This window comes from Bradyrhizobium sp. BR2003, from assembly GCF_009720285.1.
Classification (GTDB): domain Bacteria; phylum Pseudomonadota; class Alphaproteobacteria; order Rhizobiales; family Xanthobacteraceae; genus Bradyrhizobium; species Bradyrhizobium elkanii.
This window is the reverse complement of record NZ_SMYJ01000009.1, coordinates 276,821-297,192: the sequence shown is the minus strand read 5'-3', so window position 1 is coordinate 297,192 and position 20,372 is coordinate 276,821. Positions and strand designations below refer to the sequence as shown.

At 63.9% G+C, this 20,372-nt stretch carries 20 protein-coding genes; 6 read left to right on the top strand and 14 right to left on the bottom strand.

The window, feature by feature from the left end; genetic code table 11:
* Nucleotides 1-140: 140 nt before the first annotated feature.
* Nucleotides 141-419, bottom strand: a complete 279-nt coding sequence (locus E2I15_RS39150; protein WP_481128103.1) for a GDCCVxC domain-containing (seleno)protein — start codon at nt 417-419, stop codon at nt 141-143.
* 179 nt (nt 420-598) lie between these two features.
* A complete protein-coding gene (locus E2I15_RS05870; protein ID WP_137477860.1) occupies nt 599-1,333 on the bottom strand; it encodes an outer membrane protein in 735 nt (244 codons plus the stop codon).
* Between the two features lie 292 nt (nt 1,334-1,625).
* Between E2I15_RS05870 and E2I15_RS05865 the strand changes: the two genes are divergently transcribed.
* Together E2I15_RS05865 and E2I15_RS05860 are read left to right on the top strand one after the other, a co-directional pair.
* Nucleotides 1,626-1,919, top strand: coding sequence for a DUF3551 domain-containing protein (locus E2I15_RS05865; RefSeq protein ID WP_246667974.1), 294 nt, complete (start codon nt 1,626-1,628; stop codon nt 1,917-1,919).
* Nucleotides 1,920-2,038: 119 nt separating this feature from the next.
* Nucleotides 2,039-2,320, top strand: coding sequence for a DUF3551 domain-containing protein (locus E2I15_RS05860; RefSeq protein ID WP_246667973.1), 282 nt, complete (start codon nt 2,039-2,041; stop codon nt 2,318-2,320).
* Between the two features lie 80 nt (nt 2,321-2,400).
* On the opposite strand, the gene E2I15_RS05855 is transcribed toward E2I15_RS05860, so the two are convergent.
* The 10 genes from E2I15_RS05855 to E2I15_RS05810 all read right to left on the bottom strand — a co-directional run bounded on the left by E2I15_RS05855 (nt 2,401) and on the right by E2I15_RS05810 (nt 13,204).
* The gene (locus E2I15_RS05855; protein WP_137477857.1) at nt 2,401-3,099 is read right to left on the bottom strand and encodes an ABC transporter ATP-binding protein; all 699 of its coding nucleotides are present in this window, start codon (nt 3,097-3,099) and stop codon (nt 2,401-2,403) included.
* Between the two features lie 9 nt (nt 3,100-3,108).
* Nucleotides 3,109-4,389, bottom strand: coding sequence for a lipoprotein-releasing ABC transporter permease subunit (locus E2I15_RS05850; RefSeq protein WP_028339647.1), 1,281 nt, complete (start codon nt 4,387-4,389; stop codon nt 3,109-3,111).
* 72 nt (nt 4,390-4,461) lie between these two features.
* Nucleotides 4,462-5,781: a proline--tRNA ligase gene (proS, locus tag E2I15_RS05845; protein WP_137477856.1), complete on the bottom strand. Its 1,320-nt coding sequence runs from the start codon at nt 5,779-5,781 to the stop codon at nt 4,462-4,464.
* A 164-nt stretch (nt 5,782-5,945) separates the two neighbouring features.
* Complete coding sequence (locus tag E2I15_RS05840) at nt 5,946-7,508, bottom strand: copper resistance CopC/CopD family protein (RefSeq protein WP_137477855.1); 1,563 nt, start codon at nt 7,506-7,508, stop codon at nt 5,946-5,948.
* Nucleotides 7,509-7,511: 3 nt separating this feature from the next.
* A complete protein-coding gene (locus tag E2I15_RS05835) occupies nt 7,512-8,039 on the bottom strand; it encodes a YcnI family copper-binding membrane protein (RefSeq protein WP_137477854.1) in 528 nt (175 codons plus the stop codon).
* A 7-nt stretch (nt 8,040-8,046) separates the two neighbouring features.
* Nucleotides 8,047-8,574, bottom strand: coding sequence for a copper chaperone PCu(A)C (locus E2I15_RS05830; protein WP_137477853.1), 528 nt, complete (start codon nt 8,572-8,574; stop codon nt 8,047-8,049).
* A gap of 35 nt (nt 8,575-8,609) precedes the next feature.
* On the bottom strand, nt 8,610-9,107 hold the full coding sequence (locus E2I15_RS05825) for a TlpA family protein disulfide reductase (RefSeq protein ID WP_137477852.1): 498 nt from the start codon (nt 9,105-9,107) through the stop codon (nt 8,610-8,612).
* On the bottom strand, nt 9,104-10,330 hold the full coding sequence (locus tag E2I15_RS05820; protein ID WP_137477851.1) for a sialidase family protein: 1,227 nt from the start codon (nt 10,328-10,330) through the stop codon (nt 9,104-9,106). Before E2I15_RS05820 ends, E2I15_RS05825 begins: the two co-directional genes overlap by 4 nt.
* 11 nt (nt 10,331-10,341) lie before the next feature.
* Complete coding sequence (locus E2I15_RS05815; protein ID WP_137477850.1) at nt 10,342-12,750, bottom strand: TonB-dependent receptor family protein; 2,409 nt, start codon at nt 12,748-12,750, stop codon at nt 10,342-10,344.
* Nucleotides 12,751-12,832: 82 nt separating this feature from the next.
* Nucleotides 12,833-13,204, bottom strand: coding sequence for a DUF2946 family protein (locus E2I15_RS05810; protein ID WP_137477849.1), 372 nt, complete (start codon nt 13,202-13,204; stop codon nt 12,833-12,835).
* Between the two features lie 457 nt (nt 13,205-13,661).
* Here E2I15_RS05810 and E2I15_RS05805 point away from each other — a divergent pair, with 457 nt between their 5' ends.
* From E2I15_RS05805 to E2I15_RS05790, 4 genes are all read left to right on the top strand, one after another.
* Nucleotides 13,662-14,087, top strand: coding sequence for a globin (locus E2I15_RS05805; RefSeq protein WP_137477848.1), 426 nt, complete (start codon nt 13,662-13,664; stop codon nt 14,085-14,087).
* Between the two features lie 88 nt (nt 14,088-14,175).
* Nucleotides 14,176-15,213, top strand: coding sequence for a sugar ABC transporter substrate-binding protein (locus E2I15_RS05800; RefSeq protein ID WP_016848453.1), 1,038 nt, complete (start codon nt 14,176-14,178; stop codon nt 15,211-15,213).
* Between the two features lie 9 nt (nt 15,214-15,222).
* A complete protein-coding gene (locus tag E2I15_RS05795) occupies nt 15,223-16,725 on the top strand; it encodes a sugar ABC transporter ATP-binding protein (protein WP_137477847.1) in 1,503 nt (500 codons plus the stop codon).
* A gap of 103 nt (nt 16,726-16,828) precedes the next feature.
* On the top strand, nt 16,829-17,863 hold the full coding sequence (locus E2I15_RS05790; RefSeq protein WP_137477846.1) for an ABC transporter permease: 1,035 nt from the start codon (nt 16,829-16,831) through the stop codon (nt 17,861-17,863).
* 712 nt (nt 17,864-18,575) lie between these two features.
* Here E2I15_RS05790 and mtnK read toward each other — a convergent pair.
* Nucleotides 18,576-19,880 (bottom strand): S-methyl-5-thioribose kinase, encoded by a 1,305-nt coding sequence (gene mtnK, locus E2I15_RS05785; RefSeq protein WP_137477845.1) that lies wholly within the window; start codon nt 19,878-19,880, stop codon nt 18,576-18,578.
* 187 nt (nt 19,881-20,067) lie between these two features.
* On the bottom strand, nt 20,068-20,367 hold the full coding sequence (locus E2I15_RS05780; RefSeq protein WP_137477844.1) for a DUF1467 family protein: 300 nt from the start codon (nt 20,365-20,367) through the stop codon (nt 20,068-20,070).
* Nucleotides 20,368-20,372: the final 5 nt, after the last annotated feature.

Sequence of the window (20,372 nt, the reverse complement as noted above, 5' to 3'; positions counted from 1 at the left end):
TGCCAGCGCTGCAGCTTCCTGCACGAAAATCTTCAACATGGCCGCTCTCCCTGAACTGGAACGTATGCAGAACATTGTTCCTTTTTTGTTCTGGGAGTCAAGCAACGCCGGCGGCCCAGTTCGAGAAGTGACCTCTGTGGTTAATTCCTGACCGGCCGACGTCTCGCCGCCGACAATGATTCCGGATGGCGAGCTGGTCCGGAGGCTCCGGGAAGCTGGTTACCGCAACAGTCCCCCGCCTGCTTGGGCGGGCAAGGGATCGTTCCGTATGAGCAAAACACGCAGCAATCTCCTGCTTTCGGTTTCAGGCGAGTGCCGCAGCCCTTGCAATCGTAGAAGAACCGGCAGGCGTCGGTCGGCATCGTCTCGATGGAGACATGGCCGCAGGATGGGCACGTCAGTCTGGAGATCAGCTGCAGGTCCGTCATGCCCCGAATATGCGGCGTTGACCGTTCGGTTGGAAACCCCGCCCAATCAAGTCTGCCCCGACTCCCGGAGCGGACGAGCAAAGCCCATCCCCCGCTCTTGGCGGCCAGGCCAACAAAAAACCCCGGGCCGAAGCCCGGGGTTTTCGATGCCGCTTGAATTAAGCGAGCAATCAGTACTTCGCGATGACCGGGCCACCGAACTTGTAGTTCAGACGGCCGAGGACCATGTCGGTGTCGCCACCGGTGTGGAAGCCGGTCACGGCAACACCAGCCGGGGTCACGAAGGTCGCGCCATGGGTGTCTTCGAAGATGTGGTTGTATTCGACGCCGAGCGACCAGCCCTGCGAGAAGGCGAATTCGAGGCCAACACCAACCGTCGGGCTCCAACGGGTGTCGAAGCCGGTCTCGGACGCCAGATTGCCGGCCGCGTTGAGGAACTGGAAGTTGCGATCGGTGACCGCAGCACCGCCCTTGGCGTACAACAGGACGTTGTTCCAAGCGTAGCCGATCTGACCAGTGAACAGGCCGAACGCATCGGTCTTCGAGCGAACGACGCCGCCCGGAACGACCAGATTGCCGGTGCTGCCGGAGAAGTCAGCCCAGTTGCCCTGAGCTTCCAGACCGAACACCCAGCCGCCGGCCTGCCAGCGGTAGCCGATCTGGCCACCGACGGTGCCGCCGTTGGCGTCGTAGCTTCCGACGCCGCCGAAGCCGTCGACCGAACGGTTGTCGTGGCTCTGGCCCCAACCACCGTTGATACCGATGTAGAAGCCGGTCCAATCATAAACAGCGGCAACCATGGGCGGCGGAGCCTTGGTGTAAGGGCGAGCCGCGAGGTCAGCCGCGGAGGCAGCAGTCGCGCTGAGCGCGAGCATGCTGGCGGTGACAAGCAAAATCTTTTTCATTTTCCCGTTCCAACTTTTTCTACAGGCCCCCAAGGCCGCGAGACACTGTCATAGCAGCCCCCCGCGGAATTGCTGTAACTTCGCTGCAACAGGCAGGGCCAAACGACTTCGCTCAAATTTGAAGTTAATACTGTATTACGGGCACTTCTTGGAACTTTTGCCACATAACCGCCGCACAATCTTCACAATTGAGGTCCGCCTGCGCAGCTGCACGCAAGATCGTGTTGACCGAAACCGGCTCGTCCGATTTGGATCGTCGCCAAGGTCGAATCTTCGCAGCAAAGGAATGCACATGCGGACGATGATTCTTGCTGCTGCGTCGGCGGCCGCACTCGCAGTGCTGGGGACTGCGCCCGCGTATGCCGTCGGCGTGCGTTACCCGTTCTGCATTCAGGGCGACCGCTATCCCGGCCTCAGCAACTGCTCCTATCCGTCGTATGAGGCGTGCCTGGCCACCGCTTCGGGCATCGGGCAGAACTGCGTCGCCAACCCCTATTATGCCGGCGACAACGACCCGCGCTCCTATCTTCACGTGTCCCCGCGGGACCGCCGTGAGGGCAATTTCTTCGACCTGTTCATCCACTGACGCCCAATCCGGCAAACGCCGGCGCGGGAATGTGAGTTGATCCAACGCTGCGCGCGGGTGCCTATTCGCGCGCGCTCGGTATCAGCATTGCCGGCGCCCGACCGATGAGGAGATTTCTGATGCGCAGTTTGCTTCTGGCACTCTTGCCGGCACTTTTGGCCCTGGGTGCCGTCGCGCCGACACCAGCCGGCGCCCAGAAATACGACTCGACCTCGCCGGTCTGCAAAACCAACTACCGATGGGGCGGTGAGGATACCGACTGTGGCTACACGTCGATCGCGCAGTGCCAGGCCTCGGCGTCCGGCCTGGCGGCGATCTGCATCAACAATCCCTATTATGCCGGACCGCCGATCGACGGTCGGCCGAGAGCACCGGGCAGACGGCCTCGCCCCGCTTATTGAGAGCCAGCAGCTGTTTCGTTCCGATCGAAGCGAAACGGAAAAAAGGGCCCGAATTCTTCGCCAGTTCGCGCGACGGCGCACTATTCGAGCTCGACAATCTGTCCGTTCGACAGCGACACCCGGCGATCCATTCGCGCGGCGAGATCGAGATTGTGAGTCGCGATCAGCATCGCGACCCGGGTCGCCTTCACGAGTTGCATCAGCGCGTTGAAGACATGGTCCGCCGTGCCGGGATCGAGATTGCCGGTCGGTTCGTCCGCAAGCAGCACCCGCGGCGCGTTGGCAACCGCGCGCGCGATCGCGACACGCTGCTGCTCGCCGCCCGAGAGCTCGGCCGGACGATGGGTGATGCGGTCGCCGAGCCCGAGATAGGAGAGAATCTCGGTCGATCGTTTCACGGTTTCAGAGCGTTTGAGGCCGCGAATCATCTGCGGCAGCATGACATTCTCGAGCGCCGAGAACTCCGGCAGCAGCCGGTGCGATTGATAGACGAAACCGATATCGGAACGGCGAATCTGGGTGCGGTCGACGTCGGACATCTGCGAGGTCGGGGTGCCCGCGACATAGACTTCCCCGTCATCAGGGGTCTCCAGCAGGCCCGCGATGTGCAGCAATGTCGACTTGCCGGATCCCGACGGCGCAACCAGCGCGACGGATTGACCGGGCCACAGCGCGAGCTTGGCGCCGTTCAGGACCGTCAGCGTCGCTTCGCCCTGCCGGTATTCCCGCTTGATGTCATGAAGATAGACGACCGGTGTGTCTTCCGCCCCCTCCGCCATGTGCGCTCCTTATTCGTACCGGAGCGCGTCGACCGGATCGAGGCGCGCGGCGCGCCACGACGGGTAGAGCGTCGCAAGGAAGGACAGCGTCAGCGCCATGATCACGACGGCGAGCGTCTCGCCAAAATCGATTTCAGCAGGCAGCTTCGACAGGAAATACAGCGTGGGATCGAACAGTTCCGTGTTGGTGAGCCACGACAGGAATTGCCTGATGGTTTCGATGTTGAAGCAGATCAGCAAGCCGACCAGCAGACCGACCAGCGTGCCGACGACGCCGATCGATGCGCCGGTGATCAGGAATATCCGCATGATCGAGCCCTGCGAGGCGCCCATGGTACGCAGGATCGCGATGTCCTGGCCCTTGTCCTTCACCAGCATGATCAGTCCCGAGACGATGTTGAGCGCCGCGACCAGCACGATCATGGTCAGGATCAGGAACATCACATTGCGTTCGACCTGAAGCGCGTTGAAGAAGGTCGAATTGCGCTGCCGCCAGTCGACCAGGAAGACCGGCCGGCCGGCCGCCTCGGTCACCAGCTTGCGATAGGTTTCGATCTTGTCCGGATTGGTGGTGAACACCTCGATCGAGGACACGTCGTTGTTGCGGTTGAAATAGGCCTGCGCCTCGGTCAGCGGCATGAACACGAAGGTCGAATCATATTCCGACATGCCGATCTCGAACACCGCAGTGATCTTGTAGGGCTTGATGCGCGGCGTGGTGCCCATCGGCGTCACCGCGCCCTTCGGCGAGACCAGCGTGATCATGTCGCCGGCATGCAGCGAGAGCTGGTCGGCGAGACGGCGACCGATCGCGACGCCCTGCCCCTCATCAAAGCCCTCGAGCGAGCCTTGTTTGATGTTCTTGGCGATCGAGGTGAGGTTGTTGAGATCGTCGGCGCGGATGCCGCGGATGAAGACGCCGGCGGCGTTGAACGGCGACGATCCGAGCCCCTGCCCGTCGACCACCGGCGCGGCGAGGCGGATGCCCTGCACCTGGCTGATGCGGTCGGCGACATCCTTCCAGTCGGTCAGCGGCGACTCCAGCGGCTGCACCAGAATATGTCCGTTGAGGCCGAGGATCTTGTCCAGCAATTCCTTGCGGAAGCCGTTCATGACCGCCATCACCACGATCAGCGTGGCGACGCCGAGCATGATGCCGAGGAACGAAAAGCCGGCGATGACCGAAATGAACCCTTCCTTGCGGCGCGCGCGCAGATAGCGTCCGGACAGCAGCCATTCGAATGGCGCAAAGGGCGGGGTACGGACTGGCTCGCTCATGGTCTCATCCATCTGTCGATAATCCCATGATTCGGGCCAAATGTGGCCGGATTACCCCGCCGATCAGCGCGGCGTGAATAAACTTTAACCCGCGAGCTTCGCGACCACGTCGGCGGGGCTCATATTGTCGCGTGAGCCGTCGCTGCGACGCTTCACTTCGACCTTGCCGTCCGCAAGCCCCTTGGGTCCGACCAGAATCTGCCACGGGATGCCGATCAGATCGGCCGCGGCGAACTTGGCGCCGGCACGCTGGTCGGTGTCGTCGTAGAGCACGTCGACGCCCTTCGCCGAAAGCTCGCGATAGAGCTGCTCGCAGGCGCCATCGACCGCGGCATCGCCCTGCTTGAGATTGAGGATCGCGGCGCGGAACGGCGCGACGGCCTCGGGCCATTTGATGCCGGCCTCATCGTGACACGCTTCGATGATCGCGCCGACCAGACGCGACACGCCGACCCCGTAGGAGCCGCCATGGATCGGCACGTCGACGCCGTCGGGACCGGCCACCATCGCCTTCATGGTGTCGGAATATTTGGTGCCGAAATAGAAGATCTGGCCGACCTCGATGCCGCGCGTGTTCAGCCGCTTTGCCTCGGGCACTTCCCGTTCGAAGCGGGCAGCCTCGTGGACGTCCTCGGTCGCGGCATAGACCGAAGTCCACTGCTTGATGATCGGCGTCAGATCACCGTCATAATCGACGTCCTCGCCCGGCACCGGCAGGTCCAGCACATCGCGGTTGATGTAGACGCCGGACTCGCCGGTCTCGGCGAGCACGATGAATTCGTGGCTGAGGTCGCCGCCTATCGGACCGGTCTCGGCCCGCATCGGGATCGCCTTCAAGCCCATCCGCGCAAAGGTGCGCAGATAGGCCACGAACATCTTATTGTAGGAGCGCCGCGCGCCGGCCTCGTCGAGGTCGAACGAATAGGCGTCCTTCATCAGGAATTCGCGGCCGCGCATCACGCCGAAGCGCGGCCGCTGCTCGTCGCGGAATTTCCACTGGATGTGGTAGAGGTTGAGCGGCAGGTTCTTGTAGGACTTGATGTAGGAGCGGAAAATCTCCGTGATCATTTCCTCGTTGGTCGGCCCGTACAACAGCTCGCGCTTGTGACGATCGAGGATGCGCAGCATCTCCGGACCATAGGCGTCGTAGCGGCCGCTTTCGCGCCAGAGATCGGCGAGTTGCAGCGTCGGCATCAAGAGCTCGAGCGCGCCGGCGCGGTCCTGTTCCTCGCGAACGATCTGCTCGATCTTCTTCAACACCCGGAAGCCGAGCGGCAACCAGGCATAGATGCCGGCAGCCTCCTGCCGCATCATGCCCGCGCGCAGCATCAGCCGATGCGAGACGATCTCCGCCTCTTTCGGGTTTTCTTTCAGGATGGGCAGGAAAAACCGCGACAATCGCATGGCGTTACTCGGGAATCAGGAAAGCGTGGGAAGAACTGCAGTGAAACCGGATCGGCTGTGAAAACACAAGGCCGCCAAATAAGAAAAACCCTTCAAATCAGGCGATTTTCGGCCATTTGAACGAATTGCGTCCCGCCGAAGTGCCGAGCGCGCCGACCGCGGCTTTACCTGATCTCGAAATCGTCTTCCAGCGTCACTTTCTTGAAATCGGTCACCAGGGCGTCGATCTGCATGTGCCAGCGGCCCGGGACCGGCAGCGGCACCTTGCGCACGTGCCAATAGCCATCGGCACCGCGCGCAGCGGCGCGTTCCATCGGTTCGATGCCGCGCTCGGGCAGGCTCAGCGTCAGCGTCGCCTCCTGGGCCGCAAACGGGCTGGCATCGCCGTTCATCAGCTGCAGCACGAAGTCATTCGGCCCGACCTTGCCCGGCGCGATCAGGACCTGGAACATCGCGGCATCGGTGTGGATATGGACCGCGAGCGGAACATCGCTCGACATCGCCAGCACGCGCGGCGGCGGCGTGAAGCGCCAGAGTGCGACAAGGCCGAGAATGGCGATCATCAGCACGAATTCGAGCGCAATCGAGCGCTGCAGCGGCCGTGTCCGATGAAATTCGCGCGCGATGGCCGGCGTGAACACCAACCGGTTCAGCGCAGCGAGCCCGAACAGCAGCGCCACCAGCACCAGTTTCGCAACCAGGATGTTGCCGTACCCGGTGTCGATCAGCGCGTGAAAACTTTCGAGCTGGACGATCGCGAGCGCCAGGCCCGACAAGGCGATCAAGGCGACGACCGGCACTGCGAGCGTCGAAAAACGCCGCAGCACCCGCAGCAGCGAATCCTTGCGCTGCCAGGCAAGCACCGCCAGCGGCGCCAGCGCGCCCATCCAGAACGCCACGCCCACGCCATGGATGAACAGCGTTGCTCGCGTCAGCCATTGCGGTGAGGCGGTGGCGGCATGGCCGCTGACCGCAAACGACAGCCCGACGCAGATCATTGCGATCGCCGTGCAGACAAAGCCCGCGCGGAACGACGGGCTGCGCCAGGCGATCGCCGCGATCAGCATCGCGGCGATCGCGAGCAGCAGCGCGGGAAACAGGCTGGTGCCGGCGGCGCTGGTCCATGCCGCCCACGTCACGATGCCCGAGAGCGGCAGGTTCAAGAGGTCGACGCCCTGCAGTCCAAGCGACGCGATCGCGCCGACGAGGCCGATCTTCAGCGACCACATGATCAGCCGTTCGCCGGCCGGGCCCTGCCCGATCCAGGCCGCAAAGAACACGCCGCCGACGCCGGCAAACAGGCCCAGGTAGAGCCCGAGCCGCGCCAGCCAGATCAACACATGGAGCACGCCGTCGCTCGACGGCGCCGCCGAGCCGGTGATGACGCCGATCGAAAACAGCAGCGAGCCCGCGATCGGATGGCCATCCTGCGACACCACGCGATAGCTGACCACCTGCGTGCCGTGCGGCAGGCCCGCCGGCAGCGTCACCATCACCGACTGGTCGACGGCGCGGATCGCGACGTCACGCGGCTTGCCTGCAGCGTCGAGCAGGCTGACCGCCGTCGGCTCCACCGCTTCGTTGAAGCGGAGCACGACCGTCTTGGGTGCTTCAGCCACCACACTGCCGTCGGCCGGTTCGGCGCCGATCAGGACGGCATGCGCATGGGCTGAGGTCGCAAGACACAGCGCCACAAGCAGCGCTGCGAGGTTTGCGACCAGCCGCATCGGTTACGGCTTCGGCAGCAGCTTGACGCCGGGCGCCGGTGTCTTGCTGCCGTGGTCATGCCCGCCGCCCTGCCCGTCGGCTGGGATATCGATCCAGCGGCTGACGCCCTGCTCGCACTCCTGCACGACCGGGAAATACAGCGTGGTGTTGGGCTTCAAGGTATCGGTGAGAAACGTCTGCATCACGAACTCGTCGTAGTTCTGGTCCGCAAGCTTGCCACCGCTCCAGGCGACTTCCTTGACGCCCTCGGAAAGCCTGGCGCCGTGATAGTCGTATTGGGCGGCGTATTTGCCGGTGACCGTATCGAGAGCCCAACCCGCCTTCGGCATCGGCTTCACCCCGATCACGCCCTCCGGAATCTGCACCCGGATCTTGATCGTCGCCGAGCCCGCGCAGCCATGCGGCACGGCGAACACCGCCTTGTAATACGATCCGACCGCCGCCTGCTTTCCTTCGAGCGTGATATGCGCGATCGCCGGCTGCGCTGCGAGCAGCGCCGCCGTGGCAATGAGGAGCGTCTGTGATCGCATGGCGCGCTCACATCTTCTTCATGTCCATGTGACCGGAATGGTCGCCGTGGCCGGAATGACCGCCGCCGCCCGGCGCCTGCGCGCCGACGGCCTGCACGTCCAGCGAGACCGAGACCTTTCCGGCCTTTTCGAACTCGAGCGTGACCGGCACCTTGTCGCCCTGCTTCAGCGGATTCTTCAGGTCGAACATCATCAGGTGATAGCCGCCCGGCGCGAGCTTCACGGTCTTGCCGGGCTCGATGGTCAGGCCCTTGTCGAGCGCACGCATCTTCATCACGCCATTGTCCATCGACATCTCGTGGACTTCGATCTTGCCGGCAACATCGCCGGAGCCTGACACCAGCCGGTCGGGCGTCGTCCCCTTGTTCTCGATCGTCAGGTAGCCACCGCCGATCTTGGCGCCGTTCGGCGTTGCGCGCGTCCAGGCCTGCGTGATCACGAGGTCGCCGGCCTTGACGTCCTCGGCACGTGCGGACGTCGACAGGAGTGCAGCGGTCAGCGCTGTGAAAGCAAGGATGCGGGAGAGCGTCTTCATGGCGACGGATTTCCTTTCAAGTTGAAATTCAAGTGTCATCTGGTTGCTGCCGACTGGGCGCTGGACCATTTGTCCAGATCGGCGATTTCGACCGACCCTTCGATCGTCGTGATCGTTCCATCCCGCGCAATCAGCATGGTTCGCGGGATATCGCCTTGCCAGGCCGGATCGATCTCAAATCTCAACCGCTCGGCAAAGCCGTCGTCGAAAATCCAGTTTTCGGCCGCGCCGAGGCCGGCGCGATCCAGCATCGATCGCGTCGCCTCCGGTAGGTTGGGAACCAGATCCGCGCTGATCGTGACGACATCGATTCCGGGATGATCCTTCATGAACTGGCCAAGCTGCGGCAGCTCGACCTTGCATGGTCCACAGGTCACTCCCCAGAAGTGCACCAGGGTCGGATGACCGGCATGCGCACGCAGCAGCTTTTGCCAGCTGCCGCGTTCGAACGGCTTTGGCGCGCCCTCTCCCGCCGCCAGTGCAGTCGGCAGCGTTGCGAGCAGGATCAGCGCAGCGAGCAAATGACGCTTCATGGTTCGCCCTCGATCGCTTGAAAATGGTAGCCGTCGGCCTTCGTCATCCACGACAGATAGGTTTTCCGGCTGTCAGAGACGAGCAACGGATGGTCGGAACTGTCGGCGGTGTCCGCGATCACCGTTGGCTTCGACCATGTCGCTCCATCGTCGTGTGACGTCATGAGGTCGATGGTCGTCTTCTGGCCGTCGAATTCCTTCCAGGCCATGACAAGCCCCTGCGGCCCCGCGATAATCTGCGGCCGGGATGGGCTGCGGTTCGGCTGACCGACCGGAAGCGGATCGGAGAAGGTTTTGCCGCCATCGCGCGACCGCGCATAGAACAATCCCTTGCGCGCCTTGCCGTTGGTGTACCACGTCACATGGTAGGTTCCTTCGGACGAAATGGTCAGGCTCGGACCGTGATGCGGACAGGCCGCGATCTGCCAGTCGTCGCGGCTCACCCGATGGATCTCGCCGGGCGTGGCCAGGTCGGAGAACGTCACGATCGCATGGTCGCGCACGCCGCCCTCAAAGATGTTCCGGAATACGATCACCGGGTGGCCTGCGCCGTCGAACGCCAAAGCGAGGCGGCAGCATTCGCAGGTGTTGTCGGCGACGAGCCGCGCGTCGGAATAGGTTGCTCCGCCATCTCCCGATGACGCGAAAAACAATCCGGCACCGTCATACTTCTGGCCGCGCTCCTGCGCCGGCACGCGGTTGCGCTTGTCGAGCCACGCGGCAAACACCGCCCCCGCGGGATCGAAGCCGAACGCCTCGAACCGTTGGCTCTCATTGCTCGCGGTGATCGGCTTCGGCGCATCGAAGCTGCGCCCGCCATCGGTCGATCGCGTGGTCAGCACCTGACCGTTGAAATTCTGATCGCGGAAGATCGAGAAGGCCACAGCGATGTTGCCGTTGGCATCGATCGCAAACTTCGGCCGCGCATCCGGTCCCCAATCGAGATTGAGCCGCTCCCGGGTGACCTGCACCGGTCTGGAAAAGCTCTTGCCCTGGTCTTTTGAACTCGCGACGGAAATCTGACCTCCGGCCATCCACGCCAACCACAATGTCCCATCCCGCCCAAAGGCGGGCGTGACCTTGGTCGCGCAGCGCAGGTCCGTCTGTTCGCAGGCCGCTTCCGAGGCGTGCTGATGGCTCATCTGTGCGACGGCAAGGCTCGGCAAGGCCGCAAGCATGAGCGTTGCAAGCAACGTCAGGACGACGGGTTTGCGATAGGTCATCGATGCGCTCCTCATTTGAACGCAATCTTCATGCCCGCCACGAAGGCGCGCGGCGATCCGGCATAGATCGAGTTGGTCGAATTCGCCAGTACGCTCGCGGGATTTTGAATGCCGGCCGCGGTCACCGAATTTGAGATGTTGTTCGCGGACGCCACGTAGATCCGGTCGAAGACGTTCCTCACCTCGATGTAGAGGTTCAGCGCCTTGAAGTAATCGGAGACGAGATCGGTCTTGTAGTGCAGGTTGAGGTTGACCAGCTCGTAGCCCGGCGCCTTCAAGAGGTTGGCGTTGTCCATGTAGAAGCTGTCCTTCCGCTGCACTTCGACGAACCCGCCAAGTCCCTGCAACGGACCCGACAACTGGTCGTAGCCCAACCGCGCCGTGAGCTCGTTCGGTGAGATGCCGGGGATCTTGTTGCCGGCACGATTGAAGCTGAACACCGCGCCGTTGGTGATGTTCTCGACGTATTCGGTGTAGACCTCGTCGAGATAGGTATAGGCCGCCGAGAACCGCCAGCCCGGCAGGAATTTCCAGTCGGCGGCCAGTTCGACGCCGCGATGCTCCGATCGCGGCGCGTTGAACGTGTAGGAGATGCCCGCAAGCGGCGTGGCCTGGGAAACGAGCTCGTCCTTGAAAAACTCGTAGAAGCCGGTGACGCTGAGCTTGAGCGCGTTGTTCGGTGTCCAGTCGGCGCCGACGTCGTAGCCGAGATTCTTCTGCGTCCGGAGCTGGGTGTTATTGCCCGAGGCGCCGCTCGGCAGAACGAACAAATTGCCGACCTGCGGCGTGCCGTATCCGGTTGCCACCCGCCCGCGGAATTGCCACTCGTTGTTCAGCCGGTAGAGCAATGCGAGCTCGGGTGCGGTATTCTGGAATTGCCGGTCCGCCGTCGTGATCGCCGTGGTCGTGGTTCCGGCCGCGCCGGCGTAGCTATAGGCGGTGTTCCGCCCCGTCAGACTGGTGGCCTCCCAGCCAATGCCGGCAACGGCCGTCAGCGCAGACGTGAGCTTCAATTCCTCGCGCGCGCGAACGCCGTAATTTGTCGTCGTGCTGAGCAAATTGCTGGACAGGCTTCCGAGCGTCGCATTTCCGCCCGGCATCACATTGCGCGTATCGCTCGACGCGGTGAGCGTATTGTAGAAGCCGCCGAAATAGGTCGTCGAATCCAGCCCGAACACATCGCCGCGTCTGACGACGTCGCTCATGTAGTTGTAGGACGGGAAGTCGCCGATCGCGCTCGTTGATCCCGTCGGCTGGTTGATGTTGCGGTCGTCGAAGACGAACTGGTTGCGCCAGGTGATCTGGTTGTCGAAGTCGTGCTCCCAGCGGCCGCCGACGATGGTGCGGCGGTCGTCGCGTCCGAGACCGGCCTGAACCGCAGTCTCTTTGTCGGTTCCTGCCGCCGCGTTGAAACCGTTGTTGAACAACGTCACGGTGGCGCATCCCGGCGCGGCCGTCGCGCCGGTCGTACAGCCCTGCTGGAACGGGTTCTGGTAGAACTGGTTCAGCGAAGAGCGGATCGGCAGGCGCGTCGTCAGGTCGTTGTTGATCAGCTTCACCGTGAAGCGATCGTCCGGCGTGACCTGCAGCGTGCCGAGGAAATTGACGGTCTGGGTGTTGAACCAGCTGTTGCCGATGTAGCCGTCGCCGCGCGCGTCGCTCGCGAACAGCGAGCCCTCGAAATTCCCGACCTTCTTGCCCGCGGCGAGATAGTTGCTGAGGTAGCCGAAGCTGCCGCCGTCGACGCCATATTCGACGCCGTCGATCGTGCCGCCCGGCCGGGTCCGGAAATTCAGCGCCCCACCGGTCGCATAGTTGCCGTAGAGCGCCGATGACGGCCCGCGAATCACGTCGATCGCGCCATAGGCACGCGGATCGATCAGGTCGCTGCGCGACAGGCCGTCCGGCTGGGTCACCGGGAAACCGTCGTCGAAGATGACGAGGTTGCGGATGCCGAAGCCGTTCCGCGCATTCGACCCGCGGATCGAGATGCCGAAATCACGCGGGCCGTTGCCCTGCTTGATCGAGATGCCCGGACTGTCCCGCAGCACATCGGCGACGGAGAACGCCGGTCGGTTGTCGAACTGGCTGCGGTCGATGGTCGTCTCCGTCTGGCCCGTGGGCGCCCGGTTCAAGCCGTCGCGGATCGCGGCAAGCGTCTCCCCCGGCCTCGCGCCGCCCGCCGGGGCCGCCGTCGCGGCCGGCGCTGTCGCAGGCTTCGGTGGCCGCTGGACGGATGCCGCACGAACGCGCGGCTTCTGCGCGGCCGGTTTGGCGCGCACCGCTGTCCGGGGCGCCTCGACGGTGACGGAGGGTAGCTCCGTGCTGGGCGCCTGGGCTTCGGCAGCGGACGGCAATGCGCAAAGCGTCGCGCCCAGCGCGAGCACGCTTGCCGCCTCCAGCGGGTGATAGCGAAACATGGATGAATCCTGACACCGGCGCTTCGGCCGGCTTGCTCAAGGGCACTTGCCGGCGCGGAACGCACCGGCAGCGACAAGGTCGTCAGGAAGACAGCGGCGGCGCGCGGGCTTGCGCCGCGAGGCCGGCGCGCGAACGATCGAACTCGGAGGCGAAATCAAGCCAGGCGATCCGGCTCGGCAGGCGCTCGACGGTCTGGGCCGCAACTTGCGGGCTATCAACGGGCGCACCGGTCTGCAGCACGCTGCACGCCGAGCAGCAACCGTCATGGGCGTCGTGACCGGTCTGGCCACCCTGCCCGGCTCCGGAGCCGGCATCGCCATGGCAGATGGTGGCGGCCGCGAGCGGATCGGACGCAGCAAGGCTCGCCGCCCAGCAGGCCCCGATCGGTGCAAGAATCTGCACCAGCAGGGCAACCAGGACGATGGGCAGAAAATTCTTTAGCCGCCGGCGCATCGCAAAACCATCCGGGACGGAACTAACCACCATGAGCACCGGAAGTCGAGATCGCCGACGCGCCCCGTTTCTTCCAGCCGACGGAAATAGCCGAGCGTGGCACTTGCGTCACGGTGGCTCCGAAATCGGTCGTATCCCCTTACTCTGTCACGTGTTTTACATCTCCCGTCACAACCGCCAGTGGCGCCATCCCAATCATTTCGCAAATTGCTCGAAAATTGAACAATCGTTGCCGAAAATGATGACAAGGCTGGAAAGATAGTCTACCAATTCGGGCTCAGGCCAGCCGCGAGGTGTGTCCTGGTGGTCCAAGTCTCGGGAGGAGCCCGACGCGCACAAGCAGCGTCACCCCATCAATCAAGATCAAATCGAATTTTTGGGGCAAATAGGGTCGACACAATTTTTGGAGCAGGGCTTTCAGCCCTGCTCTTTTTTTATGTGATGATCGCAATCCGCTATGACTCTATCATCGAATCCGATCGAACGCAGCTTTGAACTCGCAGCCGAGCGTTGCGATGATCTGACACCGCTGGTCTATCGCCGCCTGTTTCGCGAACGTCCCGAGACGCAGGCGATGTTTCGCACCGACGGCAGCGAGCCTGTGAAAGGCGCGATGCTGCAGCTGACGATCGAAGCCATCCTCGATTTCGCCGGCGAACGCCGCGGACATTTTCGTCTGATCGAATCCGAAATGTTCTCGCACGACGCCTACGGCACGCCGCGCGAACTGTTCGTGGCATTCTTCGCGGTGATCGCCGATACGCTGCACGAACTGCTCGGCGAGCGATGGACTGCGGAGATCGATGCTGCGTGGCACAAGCTGCTCGGCGACATCGAAGCCATCGTGCTGCAGCAGAAACATCTCGTGGACGAGAGGCCGTAGCGTCACCGTTCCGATTGTGACACACTCGCTTTATCCGCGGCGCGTGCAACTGACGCCGACGGTCAGAAAAACGTTGAGGGAGCAAGCAATGCCAGGAACCGACAAGGGGATGGACAAGGCGTCGACGACGCGGCGCGACCTTCTGCAAATGGCGGCGGCAGGTGGAGCGGCGGCCGGCCTGTTCGGCGGAATGGGCATGACGACGTCCGCGCTCGCCGCCGAAATGGGACGCTCGGAAAAGCCGCTGAAGGCGGCGTTCTCCAATGCCGGACTGCAGGCGACGTGGTGTGCGCAGGGCAAGCAGGCCGCCGAATTCTGGGGCAAGCTGTTCAACGTCGAGGTGACCTGGTTCGACGGCCAGCTCGATGCCGTCAAGCAGCGCGCCGCGATCGACAACATGGCGTCGCAGAAATGGGATTTCGTCGCGATCCAGGCGTTCGGCATCGGCACGCTGACCCAGCCGGTGCAGAAGATGATCGACGCCGGCACCCCCGTGATCGACATGGACACGCTTATTGCTCCTCTCGATCAAATTAACGTCCACTCGTTCCTGGCGCCCGACAACGAGTTCATGGGCGCCTCGGTGACGCAGGCGCTGTGCAACGCGATCGGCGGCAAGGGCAAGGTCATCATGACCCAGGGCGCGCTCGGCCACACCGGCGCGCAGGGCCGCGCCAAGGGCTTCAACTCGGTCATCAAGCAGTTCCCGAACATCGAGGTGCTGGACACCCAGCCCGCCGACTGGGACGTCTCCAAGACCGCGCGGCTCTGGGAAACCTATCTGACCAAATACTCGCAGATCGACGCTGCCTTCTTCCACAATGACGACATGGCGCTCGCAGCCTACAACATCATGAAGGCGCGCAACCGCACCAACATCCTGATCGGCGGCGTGGACGCCATGCCGCCGGCGATCCAGGCGGTCAGCGAAGGCCGCATGTTCGCGACCGTCCGCAATCCGTCCTGCCGCATCCATGGCGGCGCGATCGTCGCGGGCGTCGCCGCCGTGGTCGGCGGCGAGAAGAGCGGCCAGGGCATTCCGAAGAACGTCGTGACCGATGGTCCGGTCGTGACCAAGGCCAACGCCGCCGGCATGCAATGGATGGAGGATCACTTCCTGATCTGAGCGGGCCTCATGACGCAGGGACGCTCGGCGATCCTCGAATTGCACCAGATCACGAAGGCCTTCGGCGGCGTCGAAGCCCTTCGTGGGGTCGACTTCGTGCTGCACGCCGGCGAGATCCATGGTCTCGTCGGCGAGAATGGCGCCGGAAAAAGCACGCTGATGAAGATCATCGCCGGCGTGCATCCGGAATTTTCCGGCCGCTTCATGCTCGACGGCAAGGAGACCCGCTTCCGCTCCACCCGCGACGCGCACGCCGCCGGCATCGGCATGGTGCATCAGGAGCTCAGCGTCGCGCCTGATCTCACGGTCGCCGAGAACGTGTTCCTCGGCAACCAGCCGACCAACCGCCTCGGCTTCGTGCAGTGGCGGCGGATGGCGCGCGAGGCCGGCGAGCAGCTGGCACGGTTTGGCATCGACGTCGACCCGATGACGCGGCTCGGCGACCTGCCGATCGGCCTGCAACAATTGATCGAGATCGCGCGCGTGCTGTTCTCCGGCGCACGCATCATCATCCTGGACGAGCCGACCTCCGCCCTCTCCCCACCCGAGGTCGAACGCCTCTTTGCGACGCTGCACAGGCTGCGCAACGAAGGCACCAGCATCGTCTTCATCTCGCATTTCATCGAGGACATTTTGCGGGTGTCCGACGTGGTCACCGTGTTCCGCAACGGGCGGAAGATCGCCGAGACGAGGTCCGCGGACACCACCAAGGGCGCGCTGATCGAGGCCATGATCGGCCGCGGTGGCGAGGCGCTGGAACACAGCTACACCGATGACCTGATGCTCCCGCAATCGAGCGGCGGCGCGGCGGTGCTGAAGGTCGATCAGCTCTCGTTGCGCCGCAGCCTGCAGGATGTCTCGTTCGAGGCCCGCTCCGGGGAAGTGCTCGGCATCTACGGCTTCATGGGCTGCGGGCAGTTGGAGCTGTCGCGCATCCTGTTCGGCAAGCTGCGGCCTGATGGCGGAACGCTGGTGGTCGACGGCGCCGCCAAGACCTTCCGCAGCACCGCAGCCGCCCGGCGGGCCGGCGTCGCGCTGGTGCCGGAAAGCCGCCGCGCCATGCTGTTCCACCAGGAGCCGGTCTACAAGAACATCTCGATCAGCATCCTCGAGCGGATCTCGGCGCTGCTGCTCAAGCCGGTGCGCGAGCGCGCGATCGCCCAGCGCCAGGTCGAGCAATTGCAGATCCGGCCGCCGGTGGTCGGCCTCGATCTCGGCATGCTGTCCGGCGGCAATCAGCAGAAGGTGGCGCTGGCGAAATGGCTCGCCTACCCGCCGCGCGTCCTGGTGCTGTGCGAGCCGACCCGCGGCATGGATGTCGGCGCCAAGAACGACGTGATCAACATCGTGCGCGATCTCCGCGCCAAGGGACTGGCGATCATCGTGCTGTCGACCGAGCCGGAGACGGTGCTGTCGCTGGCCGACCGGATCCTGGTGCTGAAGCGCGGCGCGGTGGTGCGCGAATTCGCGGCCGAAGCGGTCAGCAAGGACCGGCTGCTGGAGGCCGCCTAGAGCATGATCAGGAAAAAGTGCGAAGCGGTTTTCCGATGAGATCATGCTCAAACAAACAGAGAAAGCGCGATGACCACCTCATCGCGCTTGATGGAGAGACATGATGGCAAGCAGTGACGGCGCGACGGCCCGAGCGGATCACCAGCGGTCGCGCGGGCTGGCGCCCTTCCTGCGCTCGCAGATGCGCAACATCGCGCCGTTCCTGACGCTGATCTTCCTCAGTGCGTTCTTTGCGATCGCGAGCCCGTCGTTTGCGACCATCGACAATGTCGGCAACATCCTCACGCAAGTCTCGGTCACCGGCATCATCGCCGTCGGCCTCACCTTCGTGATCCTGTGCGCCGAGATCGACCTGTCGATCGCCAGCATCGCCAACGTCACCGGCATTGCCGTGGCGTACTTCACGCTGCAGGAATCCTACGTCAACATCGCCAATGTCCCGATACCGGGCATCGTCGCGATCCTGCTGGCGCTGGCGCTGTGCGCGCTGCTCGGCCTCGTCAACGCGCTGGGGCTGACCATGATCGGCATCCCCTCCTTCATCATGACGCTCGCCATGATGCAGATCGCGGCCGGCGTCTCGGCGCTGCTGGTGCGCGGCCAGATCGCCTACAAGGTGCCGGACCTGATCACGACGCTCGGCTCCGGCTCGATCGGCGGCATTCCCTGGATCGTGATCGTCGCCGCCGTGATGCTGCTCGGCGGCCATCTGGTGCTGACCTACACGCGGTTCGGCCGCTACGTCTACATGGTCGGCGGCAACCGCGAGGCCGCGGAATTTGCCGGCCTCAACGTCAAGCTCATCCTCGGCAGCGTGATGGTGATCTCGGCGGTTTGCTCGGGGATCGGCGGCATGCTCGGCGTCGCCCATTTCGGCAGCGCCCAGCAGAACGAGTTCGACACCTATCTCTTGGATTCGATCGCGGCTGTGGTGGTCGGCGGCACCAGCCTGTTCGGCGGCCGCGGCGGCATCGGCAACACCATCGTCGGCCTGTTCGTGCTCGGCGTGCTCAACAACGGCCTCGACCACGTCAACATCGACAGCTTCCTGAAGATCCTGATCCGCGGCCTGATCCTGCTCGCGGCGCTGATCATCAACGTCTACGCGCAGCGGCTGCGGGAGCAAGCGGCGGATTGAGGATGAACTGGGCGAATAGCTCTCTCCTGTCGTCGTCCCGGCGAAGGCCGGGACCCACACTCCGCAGCGGGTGTTGTGAATGGGACTCGTCGTTCCGACGTCGCGCAAGACAATTCCCATTTGTGGTTATGGGTCCGGCTTTCGCCGGGACGACGGTGGCATGTTGCGCGGTCTATGAGGCACACATCCGCATTCTCGCGGCATGATTTGTCCGAGCTTTGCTGTTCGTTTCGCCCTCTCTTGAGCAGAGGGCGCAGGGAAAGCCGGGTGCCGATCGCACCCATGGGCCCCGTGCAATGGGTAGAAAGCACGGGGGTAGGACCACAGGTGTAACCGGGAACTCCGGCTTTCCCTGCGCGATGGGCTACGGCTTACTTCGTGCTCTCCCCGGCGAGACTTGGCTTGTTTGTCACCGTCTTCGCCACGCGCACCGCGCAATGTGAAGAGACACCTGCCACTTGGGCGTCAGGACCACACGACTTCGCCGTCCGCCTCATGCGCGTTCGTCAACTGCGCACTCCGCGTCCACCGCATCTCGACCCACGTTCGTGACGACCGCGAAGCGCCCCTCGATCGGGTGAGACGGGCGGAATTGGATCATTGATTTGCCCGACGACGGAAGCGCTCATTTGCCCGTCGGGGTGATTTGTCGCAGGCCTCCTCCGTCGTCATTCCAGTTCGGTGCGGCGCTCCGCCCCGGAATGACAGCGGGTCATCTGGCAAAATCCGGCTGCCAGTGACGAAGCTCGCGCGCGGCGTAAGTGACCGCGCCGATCGTCGTGTAGGACGCCGCCTCCAGCATTATGTTGCGCGCGAGCTTGAGGGCGCGCGCCTCGCAGATCGCGCGCTGCTTCTCATCGGCGATCCACTCGAAATCGATGTTGTGAGCGAGACCGAGGATGCGCCGGATGGTCTTGGCCGCGGCAAAGCCGACGGTGTCCTGGAACAGGCGCGCCATATAGGCCTGCCGTTCCGCCTCCAGCCGCGCGGCGCCCGCCTCGCCTGCGAACAGCGACACCGGATAGCCGTCGCCCCTTGCGTCACTGCGCCAGAGCGCGAGAAATTTTCGGGAAAACTCGGTCCAGACGCCCTCGATGGTTTCCAGCAGCCAGGCCTCGAACGAGGCCCGCTCGCCCGGCGTGCGTTCATGGCCGGCGGAGGCCAGATAGGCCATCAGCAGATTGCCGATGACGGCACCGATATCAAAACCCATCGGGCCGTAGACGGCGAATTCGGGATCGATCACCCTGGTCTCGCTGTCGGTGACCATGATCGAGCCGGTGTGCAGGTCACCGTGCAGCAACGCCTCCGGGCTCGCCATGAATTTCAGCTTCAGCCTGCTGATCGCGACATGCAGGTCAAGGTCTTCGCGGAACGCCGCCGCCGTCGCGTCGAGATACGGCGCGGTCCAGCGGTTCTGCTCGGCGATGCGGTAGGGATCGGTGAAGATCAGATCCTCGGTGATCTTGCACAGCGCGTGGTTGCCGGCGAAATCGGCGATCCCCTGCTTCTTCTGCGCGGCCGAGAGCGCGAGATCGGATGTGAAGAACAGCGTCTGCGCCAGGAAAGTCGAGATATCCTCGACAAAGCGCGGATACCGCGTGGCCTTGATCAGGCCCTTGCGCATGATGACGTGCGGCTCGAGCAGCTCCATCGCGGTGAGCGCGAGCGGCGCATCATGATGCAGCACCGCCGGCACGAGCATCGGCGCCAGCCGCGCCTGATGCACCAGCGCCATGTGCTCGTAATGGGCCCGCGACAGCGGCAGCGGCCAGCTCTCGCCGACCAGCCGCACATAGGGTAGCGCCTGCTTGACCGCGAGGCCGCCGCTTTCGCCCTTGACGATGAAGACGAGATTGAGATTGCCGTCGCCGACCTCGCTGATCGACCAGTCGGCCGGCGCGCCGCCGAGTTGCGCGACGATGGCGGGCAGCCCCGCGAGATAATCCCGCAGATCGGCTTCCCGCAGGATTCGATATGCGCTCGGCCCGGTGTCCGGCTGGGACTGCAGGTTCATCGTGGTCGCCTCCTCCGCATCGCCAGGGCGTGGTTGATCCCCGCTCCATCGGCACCAGGTCTGGTCGATTTCCAGTTCGTAGCCCGGGTGAGCGCAGCGATACCCGGGATGGCGTTCCCGCATGTCGCTTCGCTCATGCGGGCTACGTCGCTATTCACTCACCGGTTGGGCCGGCCCCCTGCTTCCGTCAGTTATGAAACTCCGGCATCCCCATCAGTCGCGACAGCCGCTCGATCGAGAGATAGCCGGAATGATAGGCCCACATCGCGATCGCGAAGATCACCGCCGAGATCAGCGTGGTCCACAGCAGCTTGCGGCCCATGCGCGCCAGGATCGGCGCGCCGGGGTCGGTGCCGGGCGCGCCCACATTGTCCTCGTGCTGGCTGCGGACGCCGAACGGCAGCGTCAGGAACAGCACGAGCCACCAAAGGACGAAGTAGATCGCAAGCCCGGTGGAGATCTGGTATGCCGAGATCTGAAAGCCCATTGCGG